Source organism: Synechococcus sp. MIT S9451 (genome assembly GCF_047304725.1).
In the GTDB taxonomy this organism is placed as follows: Bacteria; Cyanobacteriota; Cyanobacteriia; order PCC-6307; family Cyanobiaceae; genus Synechococcus_C.
Genome location: NZ_CP138971.1, coordinates 1,801,369 through 1,821,168 on the forward strand (window position 1 = coordinate 1,801,369; position 19,800 = coordinate 1,821,168).

General features: G+C 57.4%; 29 protein-coding genes. 16 read left to right on the forward strand and 13 right to left on the reverse strand.

Annotated features, from left to right (window positions below):
* Nucleotides 1-61: 61 nt before the first annotated feature.
* Together SIB72_RS09350 and SIB72_RS09355 are read left to right on the forward strand one after the other, a co-directional pair.
* Complete coding sequence (locus SIB72_RS09350) at nt 62-274, forward strand: hypothetical protein (RefSeq protein ID WP_115120856.1); 213 nt, start codon at nt 62-64, stop codon at nt 272-274.
* A 14-nt stretch (nt 275-288) separates the two neighbouring features.
* Nucleotides 289-789 carry a hypothetical protein gene (locus SIB72_RS09355; RefSeq protein WP_413743713.1) on the forward strand — a complete coding sequence of 167 codons (501 nt, stop codon included), beginning with the start codon at nt 289-291 and terminating at the stop codon, nt 787-789.
* Here the strand turns inward: SIB72_RS09355 and SIB72_RS09360 are convergent.
* From SIB72_RS09360 to SIB72_RS09370, 3 genes are read right to left on the reverse strand one after another with little or no spacing between them, the layout of a single operon-like run.
* Nucleotides 786-1,397, reverse strand: a complete 612-nt coding sequence (locus tag SIB72_RS09360; protein WP_413743714.1) for a rhomboid family intramembrane serine protease — start codon at nt 1,395-1,397, stop codon at nt 786-788. The genes SIB72_RS09355 and SIB72_RS09360 overlap by 4 nt on opposite strands.
* Complete coding sequence (locus SIB72_RS09365; RefSeq protein ID WP_115120859.1) at nt 1,349-1,924, reverse strand: pyridoxamine 5'-phosphate oxidase family protein; 576 nt, start codon at nt 1,922-1,924, stop codon at nt 1,349-1,351. Before SIB72_RS09365 ends, SIB72_RS09360 begins: the two co-directional genes overlap by 49 nt.
* Nucleotides 1,921-2,682 carry an SIMPL domain-containing protein gene (locus SIB72_RS09370; protein ID WP_413743715.1) on the reverse strand — a complete coding sequence of 254 codons (762 nt, stop codon included), beginning with the start codon at nt 2,680-2,682 and terminating at the stop codon, nt 1,921-1,923. The genes SIB72_RS09365 and SIB72_RS09370 overlap by 4 nt, the downstream gene beginning before the upstream one ends.
* 326 nt (nt 2,683-3,008) lie before the next feature.
* Here SIB72_RS09370 and SIB72_RS09375 point away from each other — a divergent pair, with 326 nt between their 5' ends.
* A complete protein-coding gene (locus tag SIB72_RS09375; protein WP_413743716.1) occupies nt 3,009-4,544 on the forward strand; it encodes a phytoene desaturase family protein in 1,536 nt (511 codons plus the stop codon).
* A 9-nt stretch (nt 4,545-4,553) separates the two neighbouring features.
* On the opposite strand, the gene SIB72_RS09380 is transcribed toward SIB72_RS09375, so the two are convergent.
* The 3 genes from SIB72_RS09380 to SIB72_RS09390 form a co-directional block, all read right to left on the reverse strand.
* Nucleotides 4,554-4,925 (reverse strand): hypothetical protein, encoded by a 372-nt coding sequence (locus SIB72_RS09380; RefSeq protein WP_413743717.1) that lies wholly within the window; start codon nt 4,923-4,925, stop codon nt 4,554-4,556.
* A gap of 93 nt (nt 4,926-5,018) precedes the next feature.
* Complete coding sequence (locus tag SIB72_RS09385) at nt 5,019-5,666, reverse strand: class I SAM-dependent methyltransferase (protein ID WP_115120863.1); 648 nt, start codon at nt 5,664-5,666, stop codon at nt 5,019-5,021.
* Between the two features lie 24 nt (nt 5,667-5,690).
* A complete protein-coding gene (locus tag SIB72_RS09390; protein WP_115120864.1) occupies nt 5,691-5,984 on the reverse strand; it encodes a TIGR02450 family Trp-rich protein in 294 nt (97 codons plus the stop codon).
* Nucleotides 5,985-6,041: 57 nt separating this feature from the next.
* Between SIB72_RS09390 and SIB72_RS09395 the strand changes: the two genes are divergently transcribed.
* The gene (locus SIB72_RS09395; protein ID WP_115120865.1) at nt 6,042-6,710 is read left to right on the forward strand and encodes an NAD(P)H-binding protein; all 669 of its coding nucleotides are present in this window, start codon (nt 6,042-6,044) and stop codon (nt 6,708-6,710) included.
* Nucleotides 6,711-6,913: 203 nt separating this feature from the next.
* Here the strand turns inward: SIB72_RS09395 and SIB72_RS09400 are convergent, their stop codons facing one another.
* On the reverse strand, nt 6,914-7,072 hold the full coding sequence (locus tag SIB72_RS09400) for a hypothetical protein (RefSeq protein ID WP_413743718.1): 159 nt from the start codon (nt 7,070-7,072) through the stop codon (nt 6,914-6,916).
* On the opposite strand from SIB72_RS09400, the gene SIB72_RS09405 reads away from it, so the two are divergent.
* Complete coding sequence (locus tag SIB72_RS09405) at nt 7,065-7,382, forward strand: hypothetical protein (protein ID WP_137007080.1); 318 nt, start codon at nt 7,065-7,067, stop codon at nt 7,380-7,382. The genes SIB72_RS09400 and SIB72_RS09405 overlap by 8 nt on opposite strands.
* A 212-nt stretch (nt 7,383-7,594) precedes the next feature.
* Here SIB72_RS09405 and SIB72_RS09410 read toward each other — a convergent pair whose 3' ends face one another.
* Nucleotides 7,595-8,002, reverse strand: a complete 408-nt coding sequence (locus SIB72_RS09410; RefSeq protein ID WP_115120867.1) for a DUF1499 domain-containing protein — start codon at nt 8,000-8,002, stop codon at nt 7,595-7,597.
* 56 nt (nt 8,003-8,058) lie between these two features.
* On the opposite strand from SIB72_RS09410, the gene SIB72_RS09415 reads away from it, so the two are divergent.
* Nucleotides 8,059-8,748: a peroxiredoxin-like family protein gene (locus tag SIB72_RS09415; RefSeq protein ID WP_413743719.1), complete on the forward strand. Its 690-nt coding sequence runs from the start codon at nt 8,059-8,061 to the stop codon at nt 8,746-8,748.
* Nucleotides 8,749-8,766: 18 nt separating this feature from the next.
* Here the strand turns inward: SIB72_RS09415 and SIB72_RS09420 are convergent, their stop codons facing one another.
* Complete coding sequence (locus SIB72_RS09420) at nt 8,767-9,702, reverse strand: bestrophin family ion channel (RefSeq protein ID WP_115120868.1); 936 nt, start codon at nt 9,700-9,702, stop codon at nt 8,767-8,769.
* Nucleotides 9,692-10,219 carry a hypothetical protein gene (locus SIB72_RS09425; protein ID WP_115120869.1) on the reverse strand — a complete coding sequence of 176 codons (528 nt, stop codon included), beginning with the start codon at nt 10,217-10,219 and terminating at the stop codon, nt 9,692-9,694. The genes SIB72_RS09420 and SIB72_RS09425 overlap by 11 nt, the downstream gene beginning before the upstream one ends.
* 284 nt (nt 10,220-10,503) lie before the next feature.
* Between SIB72_RS09425 and SIB72_RS09430 the strand changes: the two genes are divergently transcribed.
* Both SIB72_RS09430 and SIB72_RS09435 read left to right on the forward strand, forming a co-directional pair.
* Nucleotides 10,504-10,752, forward strand: coding sequence for a hypothetical protein (locus SIB72_RS09430; RefSeq protein ID WP_115120870.1), 249 nt, complete (start codon nt 10,504-10,506; stop codon nt 10,750-10,752).
* A gap of 959 nt (nt 10,753-11,711) precedes the next feature.
* On the forward strand, nt 11,712-12,359 hold the full coding sequence (locus SIB72_RS09435) for a tetratricopeptide repeat protein (RefSeq protein WP_413743720.1): 648 nt from the start codon (nt 11,712-11,714) through the stop codon (nt 12,357-12,359).
* Nucleotides 12,360-12,390: 31 nt separating this feature from the next.
* Here the strand turns inward: SIB72_RS09435 and SIB72_RS09440 are convergent, their stop codons facing one another.
* Nucleotides 12,391-12,735 carry a hypothetical protein gene (locus SIB72_RS09440; RefSeq protein WP_413743721.1) on the reverse strand — a complete coding sequence of 115 codons (345 nt, stop codon included), beginning with the start codon at nt 12,733-12,735 and terminating at the stop codon, nt 12,391-12,393.
* Between the two features lie 62 nt (nt 12,736-12,797).
* Here SIB72_RS09440 and SIB72_RS09445 point away from each other — a divergent pair, with 62 nt between their 5' ends.
* Nucleotides 12,798-14,075, forward strand: a complete 1,278-nt coding sequence (locus SIB72_RS09445) for a Rieske 2Fe-2S domain-containing protein (protein WP_413743722.1) — start codon at nt 12,798-12,800, stop codon at nt 14,073-14,075.
* Nucleotides 14,062-14,367: a cupin domain-containing protein gene (locus tag SIB72_RS09450; protein WP_413743723.1), complete on the forward strand. Its 306-nt coding sequence runs from the start codon at nt 14,062-14,064 to the stop codon at nt 14,365-14,367. The genes SIB72_RS09445 and SIB72_RS09450 overlap by 14 nt, the downstream gene beginning before the upstream one ends.
* A 15-nt stretch (nt 14,368-14,382) precedes the next feature.
* Here SIB72_RS09450 and SIB72_RS09455 read toward each other — a convergent pair whose 3' ends face one another.
* On the reverse strand, nt 14,383-14,631 hold the full coding sequence (locus tag SIB72_RS09455) for a DUF1651 domain-containing protein (RefSeq protein WP_115120987.1): 249 nt from the start codon (nt 14,629-14,631) through the stop codon (nt 14,383-14,385).
* 224 nt (nt 14,632-14,855) lie between these two features.
* On the opposite strand from SIB72_RS09455, the gene SIB72_RS09460 reads away from it, so the two are divergent.
* From SIB72_RS09460 to SIB72_RS09470, 3 genes are all read left to right on the forward strand, one after another.
* Nucleotides 14,856-16,103, forward strand: coding sequence for a glutathione S-transferase family protein (locus SIB72_RS09460; protein ID WP_413745090.1), 1,248 nt, complete (start codon nt 14,856-14,858; stop codon nt 16,101-16,103).
* An 82-nt stretch (nt 16,104-16,185) separates the two neighbouring features.
* The gene (locus SIB72_RS09465) at nt 16,186-16,503 is read left to right on the forward strand and encodes a hypothetical protein (protein WP_413743724.1); all 318 of its coding nucleotides are present in this window, start codon (nt 16,186-16,188) and stop codon (nt 16,501-16,503) included.
* Between the two features lie 70 nt (nt 16,504-16,573).
* Complete coding sequence (locus SIB72_RS09470) at nt 16,574-17,458, forward strand: NAD(P)-dependent oxidoreductase (protein ID WP_413743725.1); 885 nt, start codon at nt 16,574-16,576, stop codon at nt 17,456-17,458.
* Between the two features lie 534 nt (nt 17,459-17,992).
* On the opposite strand, the gene SIB72_RS09475 is transcribed toward SIB72_RS09470, so the two are convergent.
* The gene (locus SIB72_RS09475) at nt 17,993-18,238 is read right to left on the reverse strand and encodes a chlorophyll a/b-binding protein (protein WP_170953903.1); all 246 of its coding nucleotides are present in this window, start codon (nt 18,236-18,238) and stop codon (nt 17,993-17,995) included.
* A gap of 50 nt (nt 18,239-18,288) precedes the next feature.
* Here SIB72_RS09475 and SIB72_RS09480 point away from each other — a divergent pair, with 50 nt between their 5' ends.
* The 3 genes from SIB72_RS09480 to SIB72_RS09490 all read left to right on the forward strand — a co-directional run bounded on the left by SIB72_RS09480 (nt 18,289) and on the right by SIB72_RS09490 (nt 19,773).
* Nucleotides 18,289-18,717: a nuclear transport factor 2 family protein gene (locus SIB72_RS09480; RefSeq protein WP_413743726.1), complete on the forward strand. Its 429-nt coding sequence runs from the start codon at nt 18,289-18,291 to the stop codon at nt 18,715-18,717.
* A 121-nt stretch (nt 18,718-18,838) separates the two neighbouring features.
* The gene (locus SIB72_RS09485; protein WP_115120878.1) at nt 18,839-19,084 is read left to right on the forward strand and encodes a DUF1830 domain-containing protein; all 246 of its coding nucleotides are present in this window, start codon (nt 18,839-18,841) and stop codon (nt 19,082-19,084) included.
* Between the two features lie 50 nt (nt 19,085-19,134).
* Complete coding sequence (locus SIB72_RS09490) at nt 19,135-19,773, forward strand: alpha/beta fold hydrolase (protein ID WP_413743727.1); 639 nt, start codon at nt 19,135-19,137, stop codon at nt 19,771-19,773.
* Nucleotides 19,774-19,800 lie beyond the last annotated feature (27 nt).

Consider the following 19,800-nt stretch of genomic DNA (forward strand, 5'->3'; position numbering starts at 1 on the left):
CATCGCCACAGCAGCCTCGAGAACGGTTGCCTCTAACCTCACCATCTCTGCAGTGATGACAATGAGTCCCGTTGTGAGAGGTGTGATCTACGTCTCCGTGTGGGTGGTTCTGTGGGGAACCGTCGCCTCCTTGATCGATTCGCTCCTGCTCGCTGGCGAGGTGTACAGCACTGGTTCCTTCGCCCAGGCGACCACCTTCATCGCTTATGGCGCTGCAAGTGTCGTCATGGCTGTTCGGTTCTCAGGGCGTTTTCTCTCCCAGGAGGAACCGTGATCCCGGTTGCGCTGATGCTGTTGGCTCAGGTTCAGAACTCTCTCCCGCCGGTTTACCTGTTGCGTTGCACGATCGATCCAGAGCGGGTCACATCCAATGGAAAGCCGGTGGCGCCAACCTCCATCAAGTCGGAGAAGGCTGCGTTCACGCTCACCATGGCTGAGGGCGGTGTTCCCATCGCGATCACGCCGCGAAATCTGGCTGAGGAGCGCAGTGATTTGCGTCATCTAACCGATGGCACTCCGCGCTTGGAGGGGGGGCAGGTGCTGATGGATTTTGCCTATGAGCATCCCTTGATCGTGTTGCCTCCCAGCGAACCAGAAGCACCTGTTCAAAGCATGGGACGACTGCGCACGTCAGGACTGCTGCGCCTGAATCCCCGGCGTCTTTCCTTCTCCTTTGAGCAGACCATGGCTATTCAAATGGATTTCAAGATCCCAGAGACCTCAAGGCAGGATCTCAAAATCGAAGCGAAAGGGACCTGCGTGGAACGAGCGATACCTGCTCAGGGTTAATCCTTCGGACGGGCCGTGATCACAGCGGCCAGCACGCCTCCGATGAATCCTCCGGCATGGCCGATCCAGCTCACACCAGGGGGAGAGGCCCAGGGCAGCAGTCCGATCAGAGCAGAGCCATAGAGGCTCAAGGCCAGCACGCTCAGGCCCAATGTGATCAAACGCTTCTCGATCAATCCCAGCAGAAGCAGGTAGCCCAGCAGTCCATAGACGATGCCTGAGAGGCCGTGACTTCGCGCTGGCCATAACAGCCAGATCGGGATTTCGACGCTGATCACGCCAATCCAAACGGCCAGATAAGAGCGCATCCCTTGGCTGATGACGAGATAGCTGAGGGGGAGAAAGACCAGCGTGTTGGTGAGTAGATGGCCGAAGCCGCTGTGGCTGAAAGGGGCTGTGAATACAGACCACCAGGGGGTGCCAGGACCGAGGGGAAGGTTCCATTGGCCCCCAAATAAAACGGTGTCAAGCAGTTCTTGGAGCCATGCGATCCCCACAAGCACAAGGGGAAGCAGCAGCGACCAGGAGATGGCTGGCTGAGGCCTGGGGGCGGGGGTGGTCAGGGATTCAGTGCGACTTCCTTCCACCCATTTTCGGCGCTCCAGCATCGGCGACGGTGAGGCGACTGAGTCAGCTCAAGAAGATCCACATGGGTGATCTCCAGACGCAGCAGCGCAAAGCTGTCGGGCATCGTTGTGCCGTTTGGAATCGCAGTAGGCCAGTCGCCTGCGCTGTCTAGCTCCTGACCGGGCGGTGGCCATCCCCACAACGCGCGTGCCTCGGGTTGCAGCCCTAGCCAGTGGTGGCGTTGCCTTTGCATCCGTTCATCCCGATCCAGGTGGTGTTGATGTCCGCGCAGGCGGAATTGGCTTTGGGCTTTGGGCAGCAGCCAGCACAGTTCAAAGCGAGGATCGCGCTGCAGTTCCTGTTGCTTGGCGCTCCGCCCATCCGTGAGCAGTTCAAGGCTGTTGTGATTCCACCATCCTCGGAACACCAGGGTTCGAACCCTTGGACTCCCATCCGGGCCAATCGATGCCAGTTGTAGCCATCGCCCCATCGGAGAATGCCCTTCCTTCAGGCGGGCATGTTTCAACAACGGTCGCCAGGGAGGGAGGCCCTGATCCGCTGGGCTCACTGGACCCGGAAGGTCACACCCATCACGGCGGTGATGTCTTTCCAGATCGTGCTGGTGTCGTAGGAGCCGTAACTGCTCATGCTTGTGGAGTTGGGCACCGTGATCTGGAAGGTGCCTGTGTCGGCCTTGGTGATCGCGCCGATCCCCGAGCCAGCCTGCTGGGCAATGGCTTCTGCTCTGCGTTTGGCGTCAGCTGTGGCTTTGGCCAGCATGTCGACCCGTTTCTCCGAGAGGCGGGTGAAGGTGTAGGCCGGCTGGCGGATGCTGATGGGAACGCCTTGGCCCACCAGGTCGCCGATCCGGCGCGAGACACCACTAATCAGACCGACATCGCTGCTGCCGATCAGGATCGGCTGCCGGGTGGTCCATCGGGTGGTGATCAGGGCGCCGGTGACGCGGTTGCGCACGTCTTGACTGCTCGACTGAATCACTCCAAGTTGGATGGAGCTTTCCGGTACGTTCTGCTCCTTGAGGAAAGCCACGGCCCGCTCCACCTGGGGCTCGAGGGCCTGATAGGCCTCTTGTTGGCTGGAGCCGTTGCCCCGCACTTCCACCGTCCAGTCCACATAGTCACTCTTGATGCGCTCGGTGCTGGCCCCGGTCACCGTGATCGTGTCAGCGGATGTGCGGATCCCACGCACGGCGACGGATCCCGCGGTCACCAGTCCGGCGCTAAGAACCAGCATCGGCAACACCAGGGGAGGTGTTCGGCGCAGCATGGCAACGATGCGTTGGCCTGCAGTTGCTGATGCCGGCATGGAGCTTGCCTCGATCATGGTGCCTGCAGCCTATAAGTGAAACAGGATCACGTCTTTGGTGATCGAGGTTGACCTATGACCAGGTGCGACTGCGATTTGGCTTTGATCGGAGAAAGGCTTGCAGGCACCTCTGTGCTCGCCTCCCATCCCCTGCCAGCGGCATGGCAGGGGTGTGAATGGTTAGCGCTTGGCTTCTGCGGGAACTCGATCAAGGCTCCGGGTGTTGCCACGGCGCTTCCCATGGGCGATGGGGCCAAGGGAAGCGCCGTGGATCTGGTCTCTTGCCTGCTTGCTCAATCAAGCCTTTGCTGCGATGGAGGTCGGCGATGACGCAAGAACGCACCGAGGTGATTGTGATCGGCAGCGGCATCGGCGGGCTGTGCTGTGCGGCCCTATTGGCGAGGGCCGGTCATGAGGTGCTGGTGCTGGAAGATCATGCAACTCCCGGTGGTGCAGCCCATGGTTTCAATCGTGCCGGTTATCACTTCGAATCGGGCCCATCGTTATGGAGCGGTCTCAGTTGCTGGCCCAGCACCAATCCCCTGGCCCAGATTCTGCGGGCCCTTGATCAACCCCTTGATCTGATCACCTATCGCGATTGGGACGTGCTGTGTCCCGAAGGAGATCTGCGCATCGGTGTCGGCAGCAGCGGCTTCGAGCAGGTGGTGAAGAGTTTGCGTGGTGCTGCGGTGCAAGCAGAGTGGCGAAACTTTGCCAAGGCCTTGCAACCGGTGGCTGCCGCCGCCGAGGCCCTTCCCTTGCTTGCCCTTCCCCCCGGGGCTGATGCCATGGGAGCGTTGTTGCGTCGTGGTGGGCGCCTGCTTCCCCATCTACCGGCTCTGCGTCATCTGAACGGGGCGTTTGGTCCGCTGGTGGATCGCCATCTCCAGGATCCGTTCCTACGCCATTGGGTGGATCTTCTTTGCTTCTTGATCAGTGGCATGCCGATGGGGCAAACAAATGCCGCAGCCATGGCCAGCTTGTTCGCTCAGTGGTTTGAGCCGCAGGCCTGTCTGGATTACCCCAAGGGCGGTAGTGCCGCTGTCGTTCATGCACTGGTGCAGGGTCTGGTGCGGCACGGCGGTACGTTGCGCTGCCACACCAGAGTGCGGCAGCTTTGTCTCGACGGCGACCGCGTCTGCGGCGTTCAACTGAGCAATGGCGATCGCATTGGTGCCGATGCTGTTGTGAGCAATGTCGATGCCTGGGGAACGGTGCAAATGTTGCCGGATGGGGCCGCCCGGCGCTGGTGCAAGCAGCTTGAGATGACCCCGGCTTGTGGTTCTTTCCTCCATCTTCATCTTGGCTTTGACGCCAGCGGCCTCGACCCCCTTCCACTGCATCAGGTGTGGGTGGGCGATTGGAATCGACCGATTGATGCCGAGCAGAACACGGCCGTGTTCTCGATCCCCTCCGTGCTCGATCCGGCGATGGCACCTGACGGCCACCATGTCCTGCACGCCTACACCCCGGCGAGTGAGCCATGGCATCGCTGGGCCGAGTTGGAACGGGGGTCCGCTGCTTACAGAGCGCTTAAGCAGGAGCGTTGTCAGCTGTTTTGGTCAGTGTTGGAGCAGCGGATCCCCGATTTGCGCGATCGCTGCCATGTGGTGATGGAGGGCACACCGCTGACCCATCGTCATTATCTCAACGTGCATCAGGGGAGCTACGGACCTGCACTCTCTGCCGCGAAAGGGTTATTCCCAGGCGTCAACACTCCCCTCAAGCAATTGTGGCGTTGCGGTGCCAGTACGTTCCCGGGGATCGGCATCCCGCCTGTGGCAGCCAGTGGTGCGATGGCGGCCCATGCGATCGCTGGGCCGCGTGTCCAGCAGCAATTGCTAGACACGCTCGGGCTTTAATCCGACGGCTCAATCGCCTGAACGGGATCTGGTACCGCCCAGGAGGGTCAAGGCGCCGAGGCTGCCCAGCAAGACCCCGACCCCGGCTGAGATGGCCACGGAGAGAAGGGGCTTCTCCTTCACCGGCTGTTGCAGCTTCGGCCGCAGGGTTTCATCCAGTTCGTGCAGCTTGAGATCCAGTTTTTTCTGGAGCGGATCGATCGCATCGGCAACCTGGCGGCCCTGCTCACTCAGGATTTGACGCATCCGCGCCACGTTGAGTTGGCCTGTTCCCGCAGCCGCTTCGTTGCCGAGAGGGTCTGGCCTGGGTGGTGCGGCTACCCCTTCGTGTCTTGGCTCCTCCATGGTGTCGTCGTAGAGATGCTTGTCGATGGGAGCCATGGCCTTGTCTCCTGGAACTTGATCCCGGGCTAGCCATGGTCACTTCGTCTGCCAACGACTCTCATCACTGACATGGGCGTTTGGTCGTCACGGCTACTGCTTACTGGCCGTCACGGATAAGAAGGGATCCCCTTGCCCTCCCAGAAGTCCCATCATCCCGGTCGCCTTGGTCTCCTCGGCGATTCGGATCGGGTCGCTCCAGCCCTGTGCTGTCAGCACGTCGCAAACGTAATCAAGATGTCCACGGTCATCAGCCTCGGTCCAAATCTGAGGGGCTTTGGTGAAGAACATTCGGTTGGAGAACGACACGATCACTTGGCCTCCAGGCCGCGTGATGCGAAGCAGCTCGGCGGCCACTGCTTCCGGGTATTGCAGGTACTGCCATCCCGCCACGATCAGGCTGGTGTCGATGAAGTTGTCCGGAAGTGGCAGGGTCTGTTCGAGGTTGAGGTTCTGCATCCAGTGACTGTCAAGTCGAGGATTGGCAGCCAGCTCCTGTCCGTTGAGGCCGTGGCCAATGACCCGCTCATAACGGATGTCGTCGGGGAGGTGGGAGACCCATGACGACATCAGATCCAGCAGGGTTGCCGTGGGGTGAAGCCGCTCTCGGTAGAGCTGGGTCAGGCGCTGCCGGAAGCCGGCATCGAGGTGATGAACAAAGCGGGGATCGCGATAAAAGACCGCGTCGTCATCGCTGTCCAGCTTGATGCGCTGGGCCTGGGTCAGCACCTGGGATACCAAAGACAGTCCTCACCGATCTGCGCATCATTGCGAAGCTTTGGCGTTGTTGTGGCTGCTGGGATCAGCGTCGGCTTCAGGCCTCTCGGGCCTGGACGTTTCCACTGTTTCTTGTGGGGGGATCTGTTGCCAGCCGCTGCTCCACTGCTCTCGGTCGCAAAGATCTCGCCAAGCAATTCGCCTGCGGGTGCTGGCGTCGAGAACAGCCTCAAGTTCCACCCACCGTTCGTTTCCACGCCCTCCCTGCATCACCAGGCGGAAATGGCGATAGCCCCCCACAGCCTCCTGGCTGGTCCACGCTTGTGCAGGTTTCCAACCCATGGCAACGCTGGCGGCGGTTGGTGTCGGCCGTTAGCGTCGCATCCCTGCCTGCAGACCATGACGCTCAACGTTGCCATTAGCGGCGCTTCCGGCAAAACCGGGTATCGGATTGCTGAAGAAGTGCAGGCAAGGGGAGATCGACCGAGATTGTTGCTGCGGACTGATTCCAAGCTCCCCGCTTCGCTCTCGAGCTGCGATCAACACAGGTTGTCGTTGACGGATTCTTCAGCCCTGGATGCGGCCCTCTCCGGCGTGGATGCGCTTGTGATTGCCACAGGAGCTCGTCCTTCGATCGATCTCACCGGGCCGATGCGCGTGGATGCCTGGGGGGTTCAACGTCAGGTTGAGAGCTGCCTGCGGGTGGGTGTGCGTCGGGTGGTTTTAGTGAGCTCGCTTTGCACCGGTCGTTGGCGTCATCCCTTGAATTTGTTTGGCTTGATTCTGGTGTGGAAGCGCGTCGGCGAGCGGGTGCTTGAAACCAGCAGTCTTGACTGGACGGTGGTGCGACCTGGAGGCCTTTCGGAGCGCGAAGAAGGGATTGAGGCTGAAGGAATTCGCTATTCACCAGCTGATCAGCAGGACAGTGATTCGATCCCACGCCGTCTTGTGGCCCGCTGCTGTGTCGATGCGCTACACACGCCTGCCGCGATTGGCCGTGTGATCGAGGTGACGAGCGGCATAGACCAGCCTTTGATCAGTCTGGATGAGGCGATTGCCACCTGGTGAGGCTGACTCTTGGATGGCCATCCTTTGCGCTCTGAATGCTGAGCGGCAAAGAGGGGCGGTGGCTCCTCTCTTCATGATCGAAGACTGACTCATTTCTTCTAAATATTGCGAAGGTTATTGGGCTCTTCTCCAAGCCTCGGCAAGCTTTTTTTAATGAAATTAGGCGCTGATGATGTCTATGGCGTTTACAGGGTTTTGGGGATTCACAACGCTGCTTGCACCCTTGATGCACTGGCTTCGGTTTCACCCTTCAATGCTAGGGGATAGGGGTTAAAGAGGGCTGGATTGTTTTCGGTAAAGAGATAGGCTGTTGAGATGGCGATAAGTCGCCATGAACCATCGAGGAAACGGCCGTTGACCATGCAAATCACGCCAATTCTTCTTTTGCTTGCTGCTGGTTTTCTCCAGCTCTTTCAGTCGATATTCTGGCTTCTGATGAACTCCCTCCAGCCAGAAATGGATTGGAAGCTAATGCACGTGATTGGTACTGTTGTGCCAAATGGATTGATTGTTTTGTTGGCCTTCATCGCGCTTGTGGTGTCGGTCATCGCGTTGGTGCGCCGACGCTACTCAAGTCAAGGCCTGGGCTTCGCCGTGACAGCGTTGTCGACCACAGTCTTTGTCAGTCATGCAGTATTTAGTGTGATCGCCATTATGAGTTTAATCCGGTAATCCAGTGCTGAGCTTGGTGATGCATCGTCGATGCTTCTGGCACAGCTTTACGCTGTGCTTGTTTTGATTGCGCCTGGTTGGCTTGATGATTGCCTTTGTCTCGTCGCTTTTGTTGTCTGCAAGTAGCAGGATTGATGGCTGTCATTGTATCTGAGGTGTCGAGGGTTGGTCTTCAGAATGCGGTCTTCGCTTGGTCAAGGCTGTTCCGTTCTTCAGCTCAGTGCTTCAGCCATCGCGTCAAGACGTCGGGCGTTGACGCCAAGGTCTGAGTCTCCGAGTCGTGATTCTGATCGAGCCTCGATGAGGCCTCGTGAGTTGTCGGCATGCACTTCAATGTCATCCACAAAGCCAAACAGGCTGCTGCTTGCTGTGGCATGCAAATAGCCCAACTCGGAGTCAGTCGTGACCACGATTGTGCGTGGAGTTGTCTGCAGGTTGTGCTCCAGGGCTGCGAACGCCGCTGTGGTGTCGTTCACGGGCCATTGTCTCTGGGCACAGTGAGCTGGGCTTGGGCATGGCCGCAGGCTGTCTCCCTGGAGGCCTAGATCCGCAGGAACAGGTCCAACCAGGTGCAGTAGGGCCAGAAGCCAGGGCAGGGTGATGGCAAGCAGAGCGGTCATCGCTGTCGGTCTTGAACTGGATCGGCGATCATGCCTGGATTCGATCACCGGTGGGGATGCAGGCACCTCAAGCATTACTGAAGCGGTTGGCGCTGGTCGAGGGCATGGAGCCAGGCAGCCGCAGGCTTGTGCTTGTCTTTGGCCAGCTTGGCGACTTTGATTCGATTGAGTACGCCCAGGCTCTCGTTCCTCTGTTGCCTTTATTGCATCAGTCAGGGCTGAACCTGTTGGCCATCGGCATCGGTGATCAGGGCAGTGCTGACCGTTTTTGTTCCTACACCAAGCTGCCACGCACCCATCTTCAGGTGGATGCTGACAACTGTCTGCATGGACAGCTAGGGCTTTATGCAGGCCTCCAGGTGCCTGGCGGTGCATGGCCCAACTTGCTGATGATGTGCGCCGGCATTGGTTCCCCAGGCACGTTGGCGGAGGTGGTGCGGGGTTATACAGGCGATCGTTCTGCCCCCCAGCGCTTGGCCACCCCACTGTTCCGCTTGGCGGGTGGTGAGGGATTTCAGCGGCCCTTTGAGCTCGCCAGTGTTCGCTTGCAGAACATGGTCGAGGTGCTTGGTCAATGGCGCACCTACGTCCCTTCTGATGATTGGCTCACTCAGCGTGGTGGAACCTTCCTGCTCGATGGTGACGACAGCGTGCTTTATGAGCATCGTGATCGCGGCATCCTCGGCTTCTCGGAAACGATGGCGAGGCCGCTGCAGTTTTTGGAGCCCTTTCTGGCGCAGGCTTGAAGGCTGACGCACACTCGCTCAGCTCCAGCGGACGGGATCGCGGCAATCATGGTGGATCAGATGATCGAACTGGTCCCCGAGTAGATCGCGACTGATGGTCAGACAGATGGTGTTCAGCGGAAGCGAGAAACTGCTGCCGTCAGCATCGAAAGGGCCTTCCACATAGGCACCAATTCGTTCTGCCATCAGAAAGCAAGTGAAGATGGCAACGCCAATCAGGATGCTCGGCCAGCCACTTCCCTGGCGGTGAAACTCCACCAACACCTCCCAACCAAAGACCCAGTTGATCAGGCGCACAAACACGTCATAGGACGCTGGTAGTGGAGTATTGCGGATGCGCTCTAGCCCCCCAATCGCATCGGTACAGGCGTTGGCCACCGTCATCAACTGTTGGCGACCCCAGCCATCGATCCATCCCTCTTGATGCAGGCTTTGCACAGCTTTGGCTCGGGTCTCCGACAACTCACGCAGCGTGGCTGTGGTCGGCAGCCTGAGCTTTGCGAGCAGCCCATCCTGTAGATGCCTCAGGTCCCTATGCCAGAAGTTGCGCAGCTGGAAGTTGAGCTGCCACACCATTGCCACCTGCAGCGTGAGCAGTTTCTGTCCGTTTTGGGATCGAAGTTGCTGACGGCTTAGTAAGGACGTCAGGTTGTCATTCCAGTTGCGGCTGTGATTGACGACTGATCCCCAGAGTTTGCGGGCTTCCCACCAACGATTGATCGCCTGGGTATTGCGGAAGCCGATGAAGATCGACACAGCAATGCCCAACGTGCGAATGAAGCTTTCGCTTTGAAACCATTCATCTGGCAACAGGTTGCTCAGTACGAGGCCACAGAACCCCAGCAACAGCAGCAGATCGAAGCGCATGCGCCAGAGCAGCTGGGCCAGCACCATCGAGTAATCACGGCGGCGTGTTTTGGGTGGATCGCCGTACGGTCCCTCATCAACTCGCATGGATTGGCGCGACGTGTCCGCTGGTTGGTTGGCCATTGTCCATCTTCTGATCCAGGCTCCAGAGCGCGAGGCCACCCCCACGGCCCCTTGCTGCCAACCAGCCATTGGTGTCGCGGTTGATCAATGCAAAGAAGGGGCGTCGACCTGGTGCAGGTGCGTCGAGGCTGCGCTGGATGACCGGGCGATCCCAGGCGTGCAACTCCAAGCGGTTGAAGCTAAAGGTCAGTAAGGGGCGTGGCCCTTCCAGGGCCCCCTCTCCCTCGAAGCGCAGTTCGAACGGTCCAAGCCTGACCGCATTTCTGATCTGGAGGCATTGTGACGACACCGCCGTGATGTCCAGCCTGGCCTGGAGACCCCGCAGGCTCCAGTTGCTCAGAGCCGCCGTCTTGATGCTTCCTTTTGGCCAAACGTTCTGCAGCATCCAGCGGCCATCAAGGTCTTCTGCCTTAATGCTTGTGCCGTGCTGACGAACGTGGCGCTCCATCGCAAGGAGCGTCTGAGCATCGTGCCGAGTCATCACTGCAGAAGAAGGGCCATGGCCGCGATCATGCCTCGTCCTCCTGAGCTGGCATGCATCCAGCTGGACAGAATGGTCAGGATTTGCTGTCTACCACTTGTATTTCTCGCTTTTGACTTGACCAGTCAAGAACCAGACAAATGGCGACCAGATCGCGATCGAACGAGCAAAGCGGTTGCAGAAAGTTGTTCCGCATCTCTGCAACCCCTGGCACCTAGTTGTGAGAACGAAGTGGGCTGAGCGGAAGGTCCTGGCTAGTACGTGACTCAGACCCTTAGACCGCTATGACCAACGCTCGTGATTTGATTAATGCCCATCTGTATCCAGTGCTGGCAACACTAGGCACAATTTTTTTGGGTATCGGGATGGTTAATGCCATCCAGATCAATCAGAAGATGGGATCAATTGAAACAGAAGCGAACTATTTTAACCACTGCATGAAGCATCATATTGAAGAAAATCCCAAATATCTGTTGGACGAGATTGTCGTTCACTGCAATGGCAGTTATAGAGAGCCTAAGACCTCTTTGTAAGCGAAAGGTCTTGGCCGGAAAAATAAATAAGCGGTGGGCAAGTCTTTTGCCTATGATGAATGACGTTTAAAGCTTCCAATTAAGCCTATGCTGGACTTAGTGCCAAGTTATTATCTTGTCTTTCTTGCTCTTGGGCTTGCTGCGATCGTGGTCGTGCTCATCTACTCATTTACCCGCACAACAAACTATGAGGTGCAAGAGCGGATGAAGAGAGCGCAGCAAAGGCGAGAACGGCTCAACAACGACAACAATTAGCTCTATGCGGAATTAATTCGCTAGGCATCTCTCTCTCTCTCTCTCTCTCTCTCTCTCTCTCTCTCTCTCTCTCTCTTTAAAGCCCGTTGCCCTTCTTCTTCTTCTTCTTCTTCTTCTTCTGGTCGGTTTGATTGGATGTAATGGATGCCGCTGCCAAGCGGAGGCTGAACCTATGATGAATCAAGTGCTTCTGCTAGCGCCTCTATCGTTCATATTGTCTCTTCCGTATGATGTTGGCTTAGATAAAGTCTACTCTCGTCAAGCTGCATACTCTGCTTGCCAACGAGCTGCTAACAGCAAAATAGAAGAAGTTCGTGTTATGTATGCTTGCAGAGAGGATGATGCTAGTCGGCAGTTCCTGCTCCTGAAATTTAATCCGCTCGACATAGGGAATCCGAACAGGTATACAACGATCGAGCACTTCCGCTACTGAATCAATCAGTCGAATAAGTCATCGCACCTGTCGGCGTCGGTACGTTCGAAGTCTTGTCGGAATCCTCCAGGTAAGGCATCGATAGCTGTCTTCTTAGGTATAAGTGCCCTTGTGCACCAATACCGTTCAATCGATCCTGGTTTATCCCGGGCATATCTATTATTGTTGTTTAAGCGATTTTGGGAAGATGTCTCTTAGATCTACTGCTCTTGCTGCTGCGCTGTCTGTGCTTGCCCTTGGGTCTCCATTGATTTCCGGTTGCACGAATCCCTTGGCAATCATCTCTTCTAGCCGTGGCACAGAAAAGTATGAGCAAGGAGATTATCAAGGAGCAATTGCTGATTTCACAAGAGCGATTGCGATTAATCCACGGTATGCCGATGCTTATCTCAAGCGTGGAAATGCCAAGGATGAATTAGGTGATTATGAAGGAGCGATTTCGGATTACACAAAGGCGATAGAGGTGAATCCGCGGTATGCCGATGCTTATTATAATCGTGGTGTTGTCAAGTACGATCTAGAGGATTACCAAGGAGCGATTGCCGATTACACAAAGGCGATAGAGATCGATCCGCAGCATGCCGATGCCTACAATAACCGTGGCAATCTAAGGTCTAGGTCAGAAGATGACCAAGCAGCAATTGCTGACTTTGATAAGGCAATAGAGATTGATCCGCAGGACGACTATTACTATTACAATCGTGGCAATTCTAAGTTTAATTTAGAAGACTACCAAGGAGCCATTGCCGATTATACAAAGGCAATTGAGATTAATTCGCAGGATTCCGATCATTACACCAACCGTGGCATTGCGAAAGAATTGGCAAATGATCTTGAGGGTGCTTGCGGTGATTGGAGGCGGGCCGTAGACCTTGGAGATCAGAAGCCTGTCGAATGGGTCAAGTATCAGTGTTCATAGTCATTTCTATGTGCCTGGTTGTTGATGCTGATTAGATCAGATGTTTCTGATCTTCTTTGTGCTCGTGATCCCATGCCCAATCCATCCAACCCATTCGTCTGGCTTCTTTGCCTTCACTGGCTTTTCGAGAAGGTTGAGCCTTGTTCTCCTGTTGTTTTTCCCTCGTGTTGAAGCCAAGTGGTTCAACACAGGCATCGACAGCGTTTGTTGTATTGAGTTGTTGTCTGCGGTATTCGCCCTTCCCGTGGCTCTCCGTGTAGAGCCAAATAAAAGGACCTCTCTCGTCACAGAGCACTTGCCCTTTACCGTCTAAGGCCTTGGTTTTCGTGTGGAGCTTTGGCGTCAGAAACTCGATCGCAACCAGACAAGCTCTCAATTAATCCATCTAAAAGCCAGTGGGGAACGGATCTCCCTTCCTGGACAGAGCAGTGGTGGCCAGTGGCTTATTTGCGCGATCTCGATCCCGCAAAGCCGCATCGTTTCACTCTGCTTGATCAAGACTTGGTGCTCTGGTGGGATCGTTCGCAAGAGCGATGGTGCGCCTTCCCCGATGTCTGTCCCCATCGTCTGGTGCCTTTGAGTGAAGGACGGCTGAATGCGGATGGCCAGCTCGAGTGCCCTTATCACGGTTGGAGTTTTGATGGTGCAGGGCGGTGTCAGCGGATCCCCCAGGCCGAGGCAGGTACAAGAAGCGATAGCGTTCGCGCCCGTTGCATCAGCCTCCCTTGCAGCAGCGGACAGGGTCTGTTGTTTGTTTGGAGCGGTGATCCCAGCTCAGTTGATCCGGGGGCCGTGCCGTTGGTGCCGGCACTGGACATGTCCGCGGACACTTGGACCATCCAGGACACCTTTCGGGACCTGCCGATGGATGCCCTCACCTTGCTGGAAAACGTGTTGGATGTGAGCCATGTGCCCTTCACGCACCATCGCACTGTTGGACGACGCAGCAATGCTTCTCCAGTCAGAGCAAGGATCAGCCATGAAGACGCTGATGGCTTTTCAGCCGTGTGGGACGAGGGGCCTCGCCTGGGGTCTCTGGGGTCGCAGTTCACCACCTTTCGCGCTCCCCAGCTGATCTGGCATGACCTGGACGCCAAGGGGTTCGCCCGCATCCTCACCGTGGTGTATGCAGTGCCGACACGCCGCGGCGAATGTCGATTGTTTGCCCGCTTCCCTTTTCAATTTCATTCGTGGTTGCCGCGGTTGTTGGTTGGTGCCAGACCTCGCTGGTTGCAGCACATCGCTAATCACAAGGTGCTGGAAGACGATCAGGTGTTTCTGCACCATCAGGAGCGGGTTCTTGATGCGGCAGGGGGCAGTGCTGCAGCAACCCGTGCCTTTTTTATGCCCTGTCAGGCCGATGTGTATGTGGCCGCTCTGCACCGTTGGCTGACGGCCCATGGCGGAGAGCCTTTTGATGGCGTTTCGTTGCCGCCGCGCCAGAACCTAGATCTCTTGATGGATCGCTATCACAGCCACACTCGCCATTGCCGCAGTTGCTCGACGGCCTTGCGACGGCTTCGTGCTCTTCGCCCTTGGTGCTGGGGCATTCTCTGGGTGTCTGCAGCCCTGGTGGGATTGGGGCAGTTCGGGCCTCTGAGCTGGTGTGGCCTTTTGCTTGGCCTGCTCACTGGATTGCTGATGCGTCAGTGCAGGCGCTGGGAGCGGGGCTTGATTGCCGGTGACGGGCAGGCTCCGCGCAATGATGGAGGTTGATTGTTCCGATGTCGGATCTGTGGCGATCAATGTGATCTCGCCATGCTCGGAGAGCGTGATCGTTGCTTTGGGTGCACGCGATTGGCCGATCTGGGCTTGTGAGGTGAGCACCTTCCCCTGGCAATACGACCAGCGGGAAACCTGCTTGCTGTTGGAAGGGGAAGTGACGGTGACGCCTGACGGTGGAGAGCCGGTGCGATTCGGCGCTGGAGACCTGGTGGAATTTTCCGCAGGCCTTTGTTGCACTTGGGATGTCACTAAGCCAGTGCGTAAGCACTACCGCTTCGGTTGAGGCGGGTGGGGTTGCTCAAATGTCGACATCGGCTCCCCACTGGGGAATGCAGGTGCGCCAACCCACCCGCAGCAATTCCTGCCAAAGCAGCTCGGCCGTTTCGCGGCGGAGGTGCACCCTGGTTTTCAGCAGTGGGGCTTCTCCAGGAACAGGTCGCCCTGAATCCACGAACACGCGAGGATCCTGGCCCCAGCTTTTTTCGTCGGCATGGAACCGTTTGGTTTCGCTGGTGCGGGGATCCTGGATCCAACCATGCCTTGGCATCGCTTTCGTGGGGTGATCGCAGAGGTGCGCATCCACTCCTCGGCTTTGAACGGGGCGTAAGGGGAGCTGGGCGCCATGGGCCTGCTGCTGGTACGCCTGTTCTACTCGAGTAGTACAAATGTGTCAATCGAGGTCGGGGCTGGTTGCTGCTGGTTGCTGCTTGTCTGCTGGGCAGGCTGTCGTCCCTGGGCGCCATCATGGCGACCTCATCGAATACCTTCGTGATGCCTGATGTCGCGTCTGTTGATCAGGCCCTGCACTGGGATGCACTTGAGGCGATGGCCCCAGCCTTGATCGACCGGATCAACGGGCCGACCAATGCTCAGGCCACTCTGCGCCTCTTCGGTCAGTCCGAGGCATCCGTGAGGGTGACGCTGTATCGGGATCATCATGCTTGGTGCCCGTACTGCCAAAAGGTATGGCTCTGGCTTGAGTTCCGGCGGATCCCTTACCGGATCCGTAAGGTCACCATGCGCTGTTACGGCCCGAAGGAGCCTTGGTTCACCGCCAAAATCCCATCCGGGATGCTTCCGGCCCTGGAGCTTGATGGCCGGCTGATTACCGAAAGCGATGACATCCTCCTGGCTTTGGAGCAGGCCTTTGGTTCGCTTGGAGCATCAATGCTGGACCGGCGGGTGCGGGACCTGCGGCAATTGGAGCGTTTGCTGTTTCGTGCCTGGTGCATTTGGCTTTGCTCCCCTGGATTGACCGAACGTCAGGACCACAAAGCTCGCGAGCAGTTCCAGGCCATCGCGCGGCGGATGGAGCAGGCTCTGGCTCGGGGGGGAGGGCGTTGGCTCGATCCAGACGCCCCGCTCGCAGAGGAACCCGGCAGCGCTGACTTGGTGTTTGTTCCCTATGTGGAGCGCATGAACGCGTCGTTGGCCTACTTCAAAGGCTTCGGCCTGCGCAACGAACATCCAGGCATCGATTCTTGGCTGAGGGCCCTTGAACAGTTGACGACCTATCGCGGTACTCAAAGCGATTTCCATACCCACGCCCATGACCTTCCACCGCAGATGGGGGGCTGCTGGGAGAACGGCACGGCGGAGCAGCGTCGCTGTGCCGCTGCGATCGATGTTGGCGAAGGCTTGGCCTGTTGGGAGCGCCATCTCGTTGACGATGACGCTGATTCCGGTGCGGCTGCACTGCTTGCGCTTGAACCTGTGCTTCGTCATCGCTCCACCCTGATGGCCCGCAATCCCCTTGGCGTCGCCTTTGATCAGCCCCTGCGCGCTGCCCTCACATTGCTGTTGCATGGCACTCCGGTCATGCCGATGGCCGGCTCCGCCTTGGGCTTGCGTTACTTGCGAGACCGCATCTGCGTTCCTCGCGACATGCCCCTGCTCAGCGGTCGACTACTGCGCCAGGCCCTTGAGCAAACCGCTGCTTTGGATGGCGATCAGCAGCCTGAGGCGATTCCTCTTCAGCATCGATTTGATCAGGATCCGCGCCCTTTTTTGACTGAGTGACCAGGATCACAACGGCACCTGATCACCATCAGCAACGTTGGTTCAGGCTGCCGTGAAGGTGTGAGCAATCGCTTCGCTATCGATGGCCCGCACTCCCCAGGCTATTTATCGCTGTCCCCACTGTTTGAGCATTCGCGCCCAGGCGGTTGATCTTGGCGGCAGCTGTCCGAGTTGCTTCAAGCCACTGCCAGCCGATCTTGCGCCGGCCTATTTCGTGACCGATCCCAACCCTCACCGAGGTTCGTCGGCAAGGTCAAAGCTGGGCATGGGGGTGCCGTTGAAACTGATTGCGGGCGTTGTGCTTGCTGTCAGTTTCCTGCCTGCACTGGCTCCCGATCCGATGCCGTCGCCTTCGAGCCCTGAGGAGATGGTGACTCTGATGGCCCCCCATCCTTCCTGACCAACGCACCATGTTTCACAGGCTGCCGCGAGGCAGGGGATGATCGGCAGCACGCAGACGCTCTGTTTCGATGCTCAAGATTGCTCTTCTCGGTACAGGCTTGCTGGGCGAGGCGATCGGATGCCGTTTGTTGCACCAGGGTGTGAACCTTCACGTCTGGAACCGTCGCTCTGAGAAATGTTCCACGCTCGTGGCATTAGGTGCGCAGCCGATTCAGCTCTTGGCTGGCGCAGCCAAGAGCTGTGATGCCGTGATCACGGTGCTGCGTGATGGGCCGGTGACTGCGGAGGTGGTTGCTGGTCTTGGCGATCTTGGCGGTGCCTGTTGTCTGCCGATGGGCACGATGGGGATCAGCGAATCACGGCAGCTGGAATCACAGGTGCAGGCGCAGAATGGCCGCTACCTGGAAGCACCAGTACTCGGCAGCAAACCGGAGGCTCTGGAGGGCAGGCTGTTGGTGATGGCGGGGGGCGATGGGGCTCTGTTTGAGGCGCAATTGCCGCTGTTGCGAATGCTGAGCCAAGATCCGAAGCTGATGGGGGCGACGGGCTGCGGGGCCGCTAGCAAGTTGGCCCTGAATCAGCTGATCGCCAGCCTCACCCATGGCTATTCCCTGGCGCTTCGCTTGGTTCAGGCCTCTGGGCTCGATGTTGAACGGTTCATGGAGGTGTTGAGGCCGTCAGCGTTGTATGCACCGACCGTGGACAAGAAGCTGGTGCGGATGCTTGCCCACGACTACGCCAATCCCAACTTCAGTACAGCCCTGTTGCGCAAGGATCTTGCCCTGTTCTTGCGTGAGGCTGATCTGATCGGTCTTGAGGCCAGCGGTCTCCAGGGCTTGATGACTTTGCTGGAACGAGCGCAGGGATCGCCGTTGGATGGGGATGACTATTCAGCTCTGCATGAGCTCACCGCCCCACAGCCTGATCTCAACGACCCAAAGGCAACACTGTGATCCTGCGATCCAACACTCGTGCCGTCCAGGCAAAGCAGAGGAAGGCTCTAACGGTTCTGAGGCCTTTGGGCTGAAGAGGAGGCAAGCAGGAGTGGAGCTTGTTCCGAGCGAAACAAGCTCCATCCCGACTCCGAGTGAAGGTCAGGGAGCATCGACCTAACCAACCATCGACAGGGAGCCTCCACTCCCTGTGAAAAAGCTAGCGCAGCGGCAGGAATATGAGTTCTGCTGTTACGCAACCGCAAGGTCGGCGCCTTGGTATGAAGCGGCTGCGCCGCTGCTTGGCACCCTGGCCCTTCGTTGCGCTTCAGCCCAGAGTGGGCGATCGACGTGTTTGTCGATGAATGCGCCTTGACCTTGAGGTCTTAGGGAGGAGTCTTAAGGATTGACTTCATTCCTTTGGGTATCAATTGATGCGTTGACTGCATTTTGCTGTTCTGATGCAATCACTTTTGCTCTCTTCCCAGCAGCATCTCAATCAGGCTCAGCCTCGAATTAAGGCAGTCTCTGGTCAGTTTTTGATCAGGTTGTGATTTACAACGAGAGATACCAACGGACCATCGCCATCACTTGACCTGCGGGTCCATGTCCGCTCACGAGTTCGCCGATCAAAGCTGCTGCGAAGCCCAGCATGGCTACGCGTCCATTGATCAGCTCCACCATGGTTAGAGCACCTGTGTTCCAAGGGCGACGCGTGGTTAGTCCCTCTCCAAAGGGTTCGTGCGGTTCATAGCTGTAGCCAACGTCTGGCACGGATCGAATCTGCCGATGGAACGCCATGAGCCTATGCGGATCCGTCAGGATCTGAGCCAACTGTTGTTGGATGCCCCATGTCAGCCGTGTCTGCTGATCAGCTCAGAGAGCTGTTCACCAAGCCCTATGGCTTACCTGCCCCGTCCGAAGAGCAGTGGCGAGCGCTTTATGCCGACGATGTGCATTTTCAGGATCCCACCCAGGAGCGTGTCGGCGTCGATGCTTACATCGCCGCTCAAAATGGATTGATCAGGCGCTGCGATGACGTCTACCTCTTGCCGACAGCCGTGGCCGTGGACGCTGATCTTGCATTTGTGGAGTGGGAGATGGGCCTAAAAATCAAGGGCATCGAATTCGTTTACCCAGGTGCAAGTCGCCTGCGTCTCAATGGCGACGGAAAAATCTGTGACCATCGTGACTATTTCGATTTCGTTGGCCCCACATTTGGTCCGGTGCCTCTGGTTGGTGGATTCGTTCGCTGGCTTTACAAGCGTTTTGTGGACTGAGTCCTGCAGGCTGAGATCAGGTTTCTGGAGAAAAATGGAAGACTTTTGTTTGTTGTTGCTGATCTGACAAAAACTCCTTCTGATTTCGGAGATTGTCACGACACGACTCGCACCCTTTCTGATGGAGGACTGTCTTTACTGGAACGAATCACCCAAAATGGTGGTGTTGAAGTGTATCGGTGCGAACAACTTTTACTTGGAGAAAGTTGTGATGCCAAGCGAAATCTTTGGCTTCAGAGCACCGATCGATGCCAAAGTTGAGATCTGGCAGATGGCTGTTAATGGACAGCTGCTGAGCGTTCGCGGTGATGTTCGCGATTTTTTGTCTAGAGCCAGGGCACCACTCCCCAACCCGATGGTGGCCTAAGCGCCTTCTTGTTTCGCCATTGAGGTGACTCGAGAAGGAGAATCAAGCCCATGAGCTCACCTCTCCTTCTCGACGGTGCTTCTGATGCACCGCTCACCTTCCTTTTGGCCCATGGTGCTGGTGCTCCGATGGACAGTCCCTTTATGGCGGCAATGGCTACGGGCTTGTCCCAGCGGGATTGGGGTGTGGTGCGTTTCGAATTCCCTTACATGCAGCGCTCCCGTCAGACAGGCAAGAAGGCTGCTCCTGATCGCTTTCCAGTTCTTGAGGCTTGTTTCCACGAACAGATCACTGCGCTCGTCGATCGTCCTGGGCTGATCATTGGTGGCAAGTCCATGGGGGGACGTGTGGCCAGCCAGCTTTTGGAGCCGCTTGGTCCTTCCAGCAATGTTCGAGGCTGCGTTTGTCTTGGCTACCCCTTTCATCCTCCGGGTCATCCGGAGAAGCGACGTACGGATCATTTGATGGCGCTTGCATCGCCGCTGCTCGTGCTTCAAGGCGAACGCGATACGTTCGGAAAACCCAAGGAGGTGGAGGGCTATCAGCTGCCCGCCGCGATCAGCGTTGCGTGGATTCCAGACGGCGACCACAGCTTCAAACCGAGGAAAAGCTCAGGACGCTCGCTTGACCAGAATCTTGCTCTGGCGATTGATCGGATGGATGGCTTCGCCAAACAGCTTCTGAGTTGAGATCAGTTCTGGTTGGCTGACGGCCGG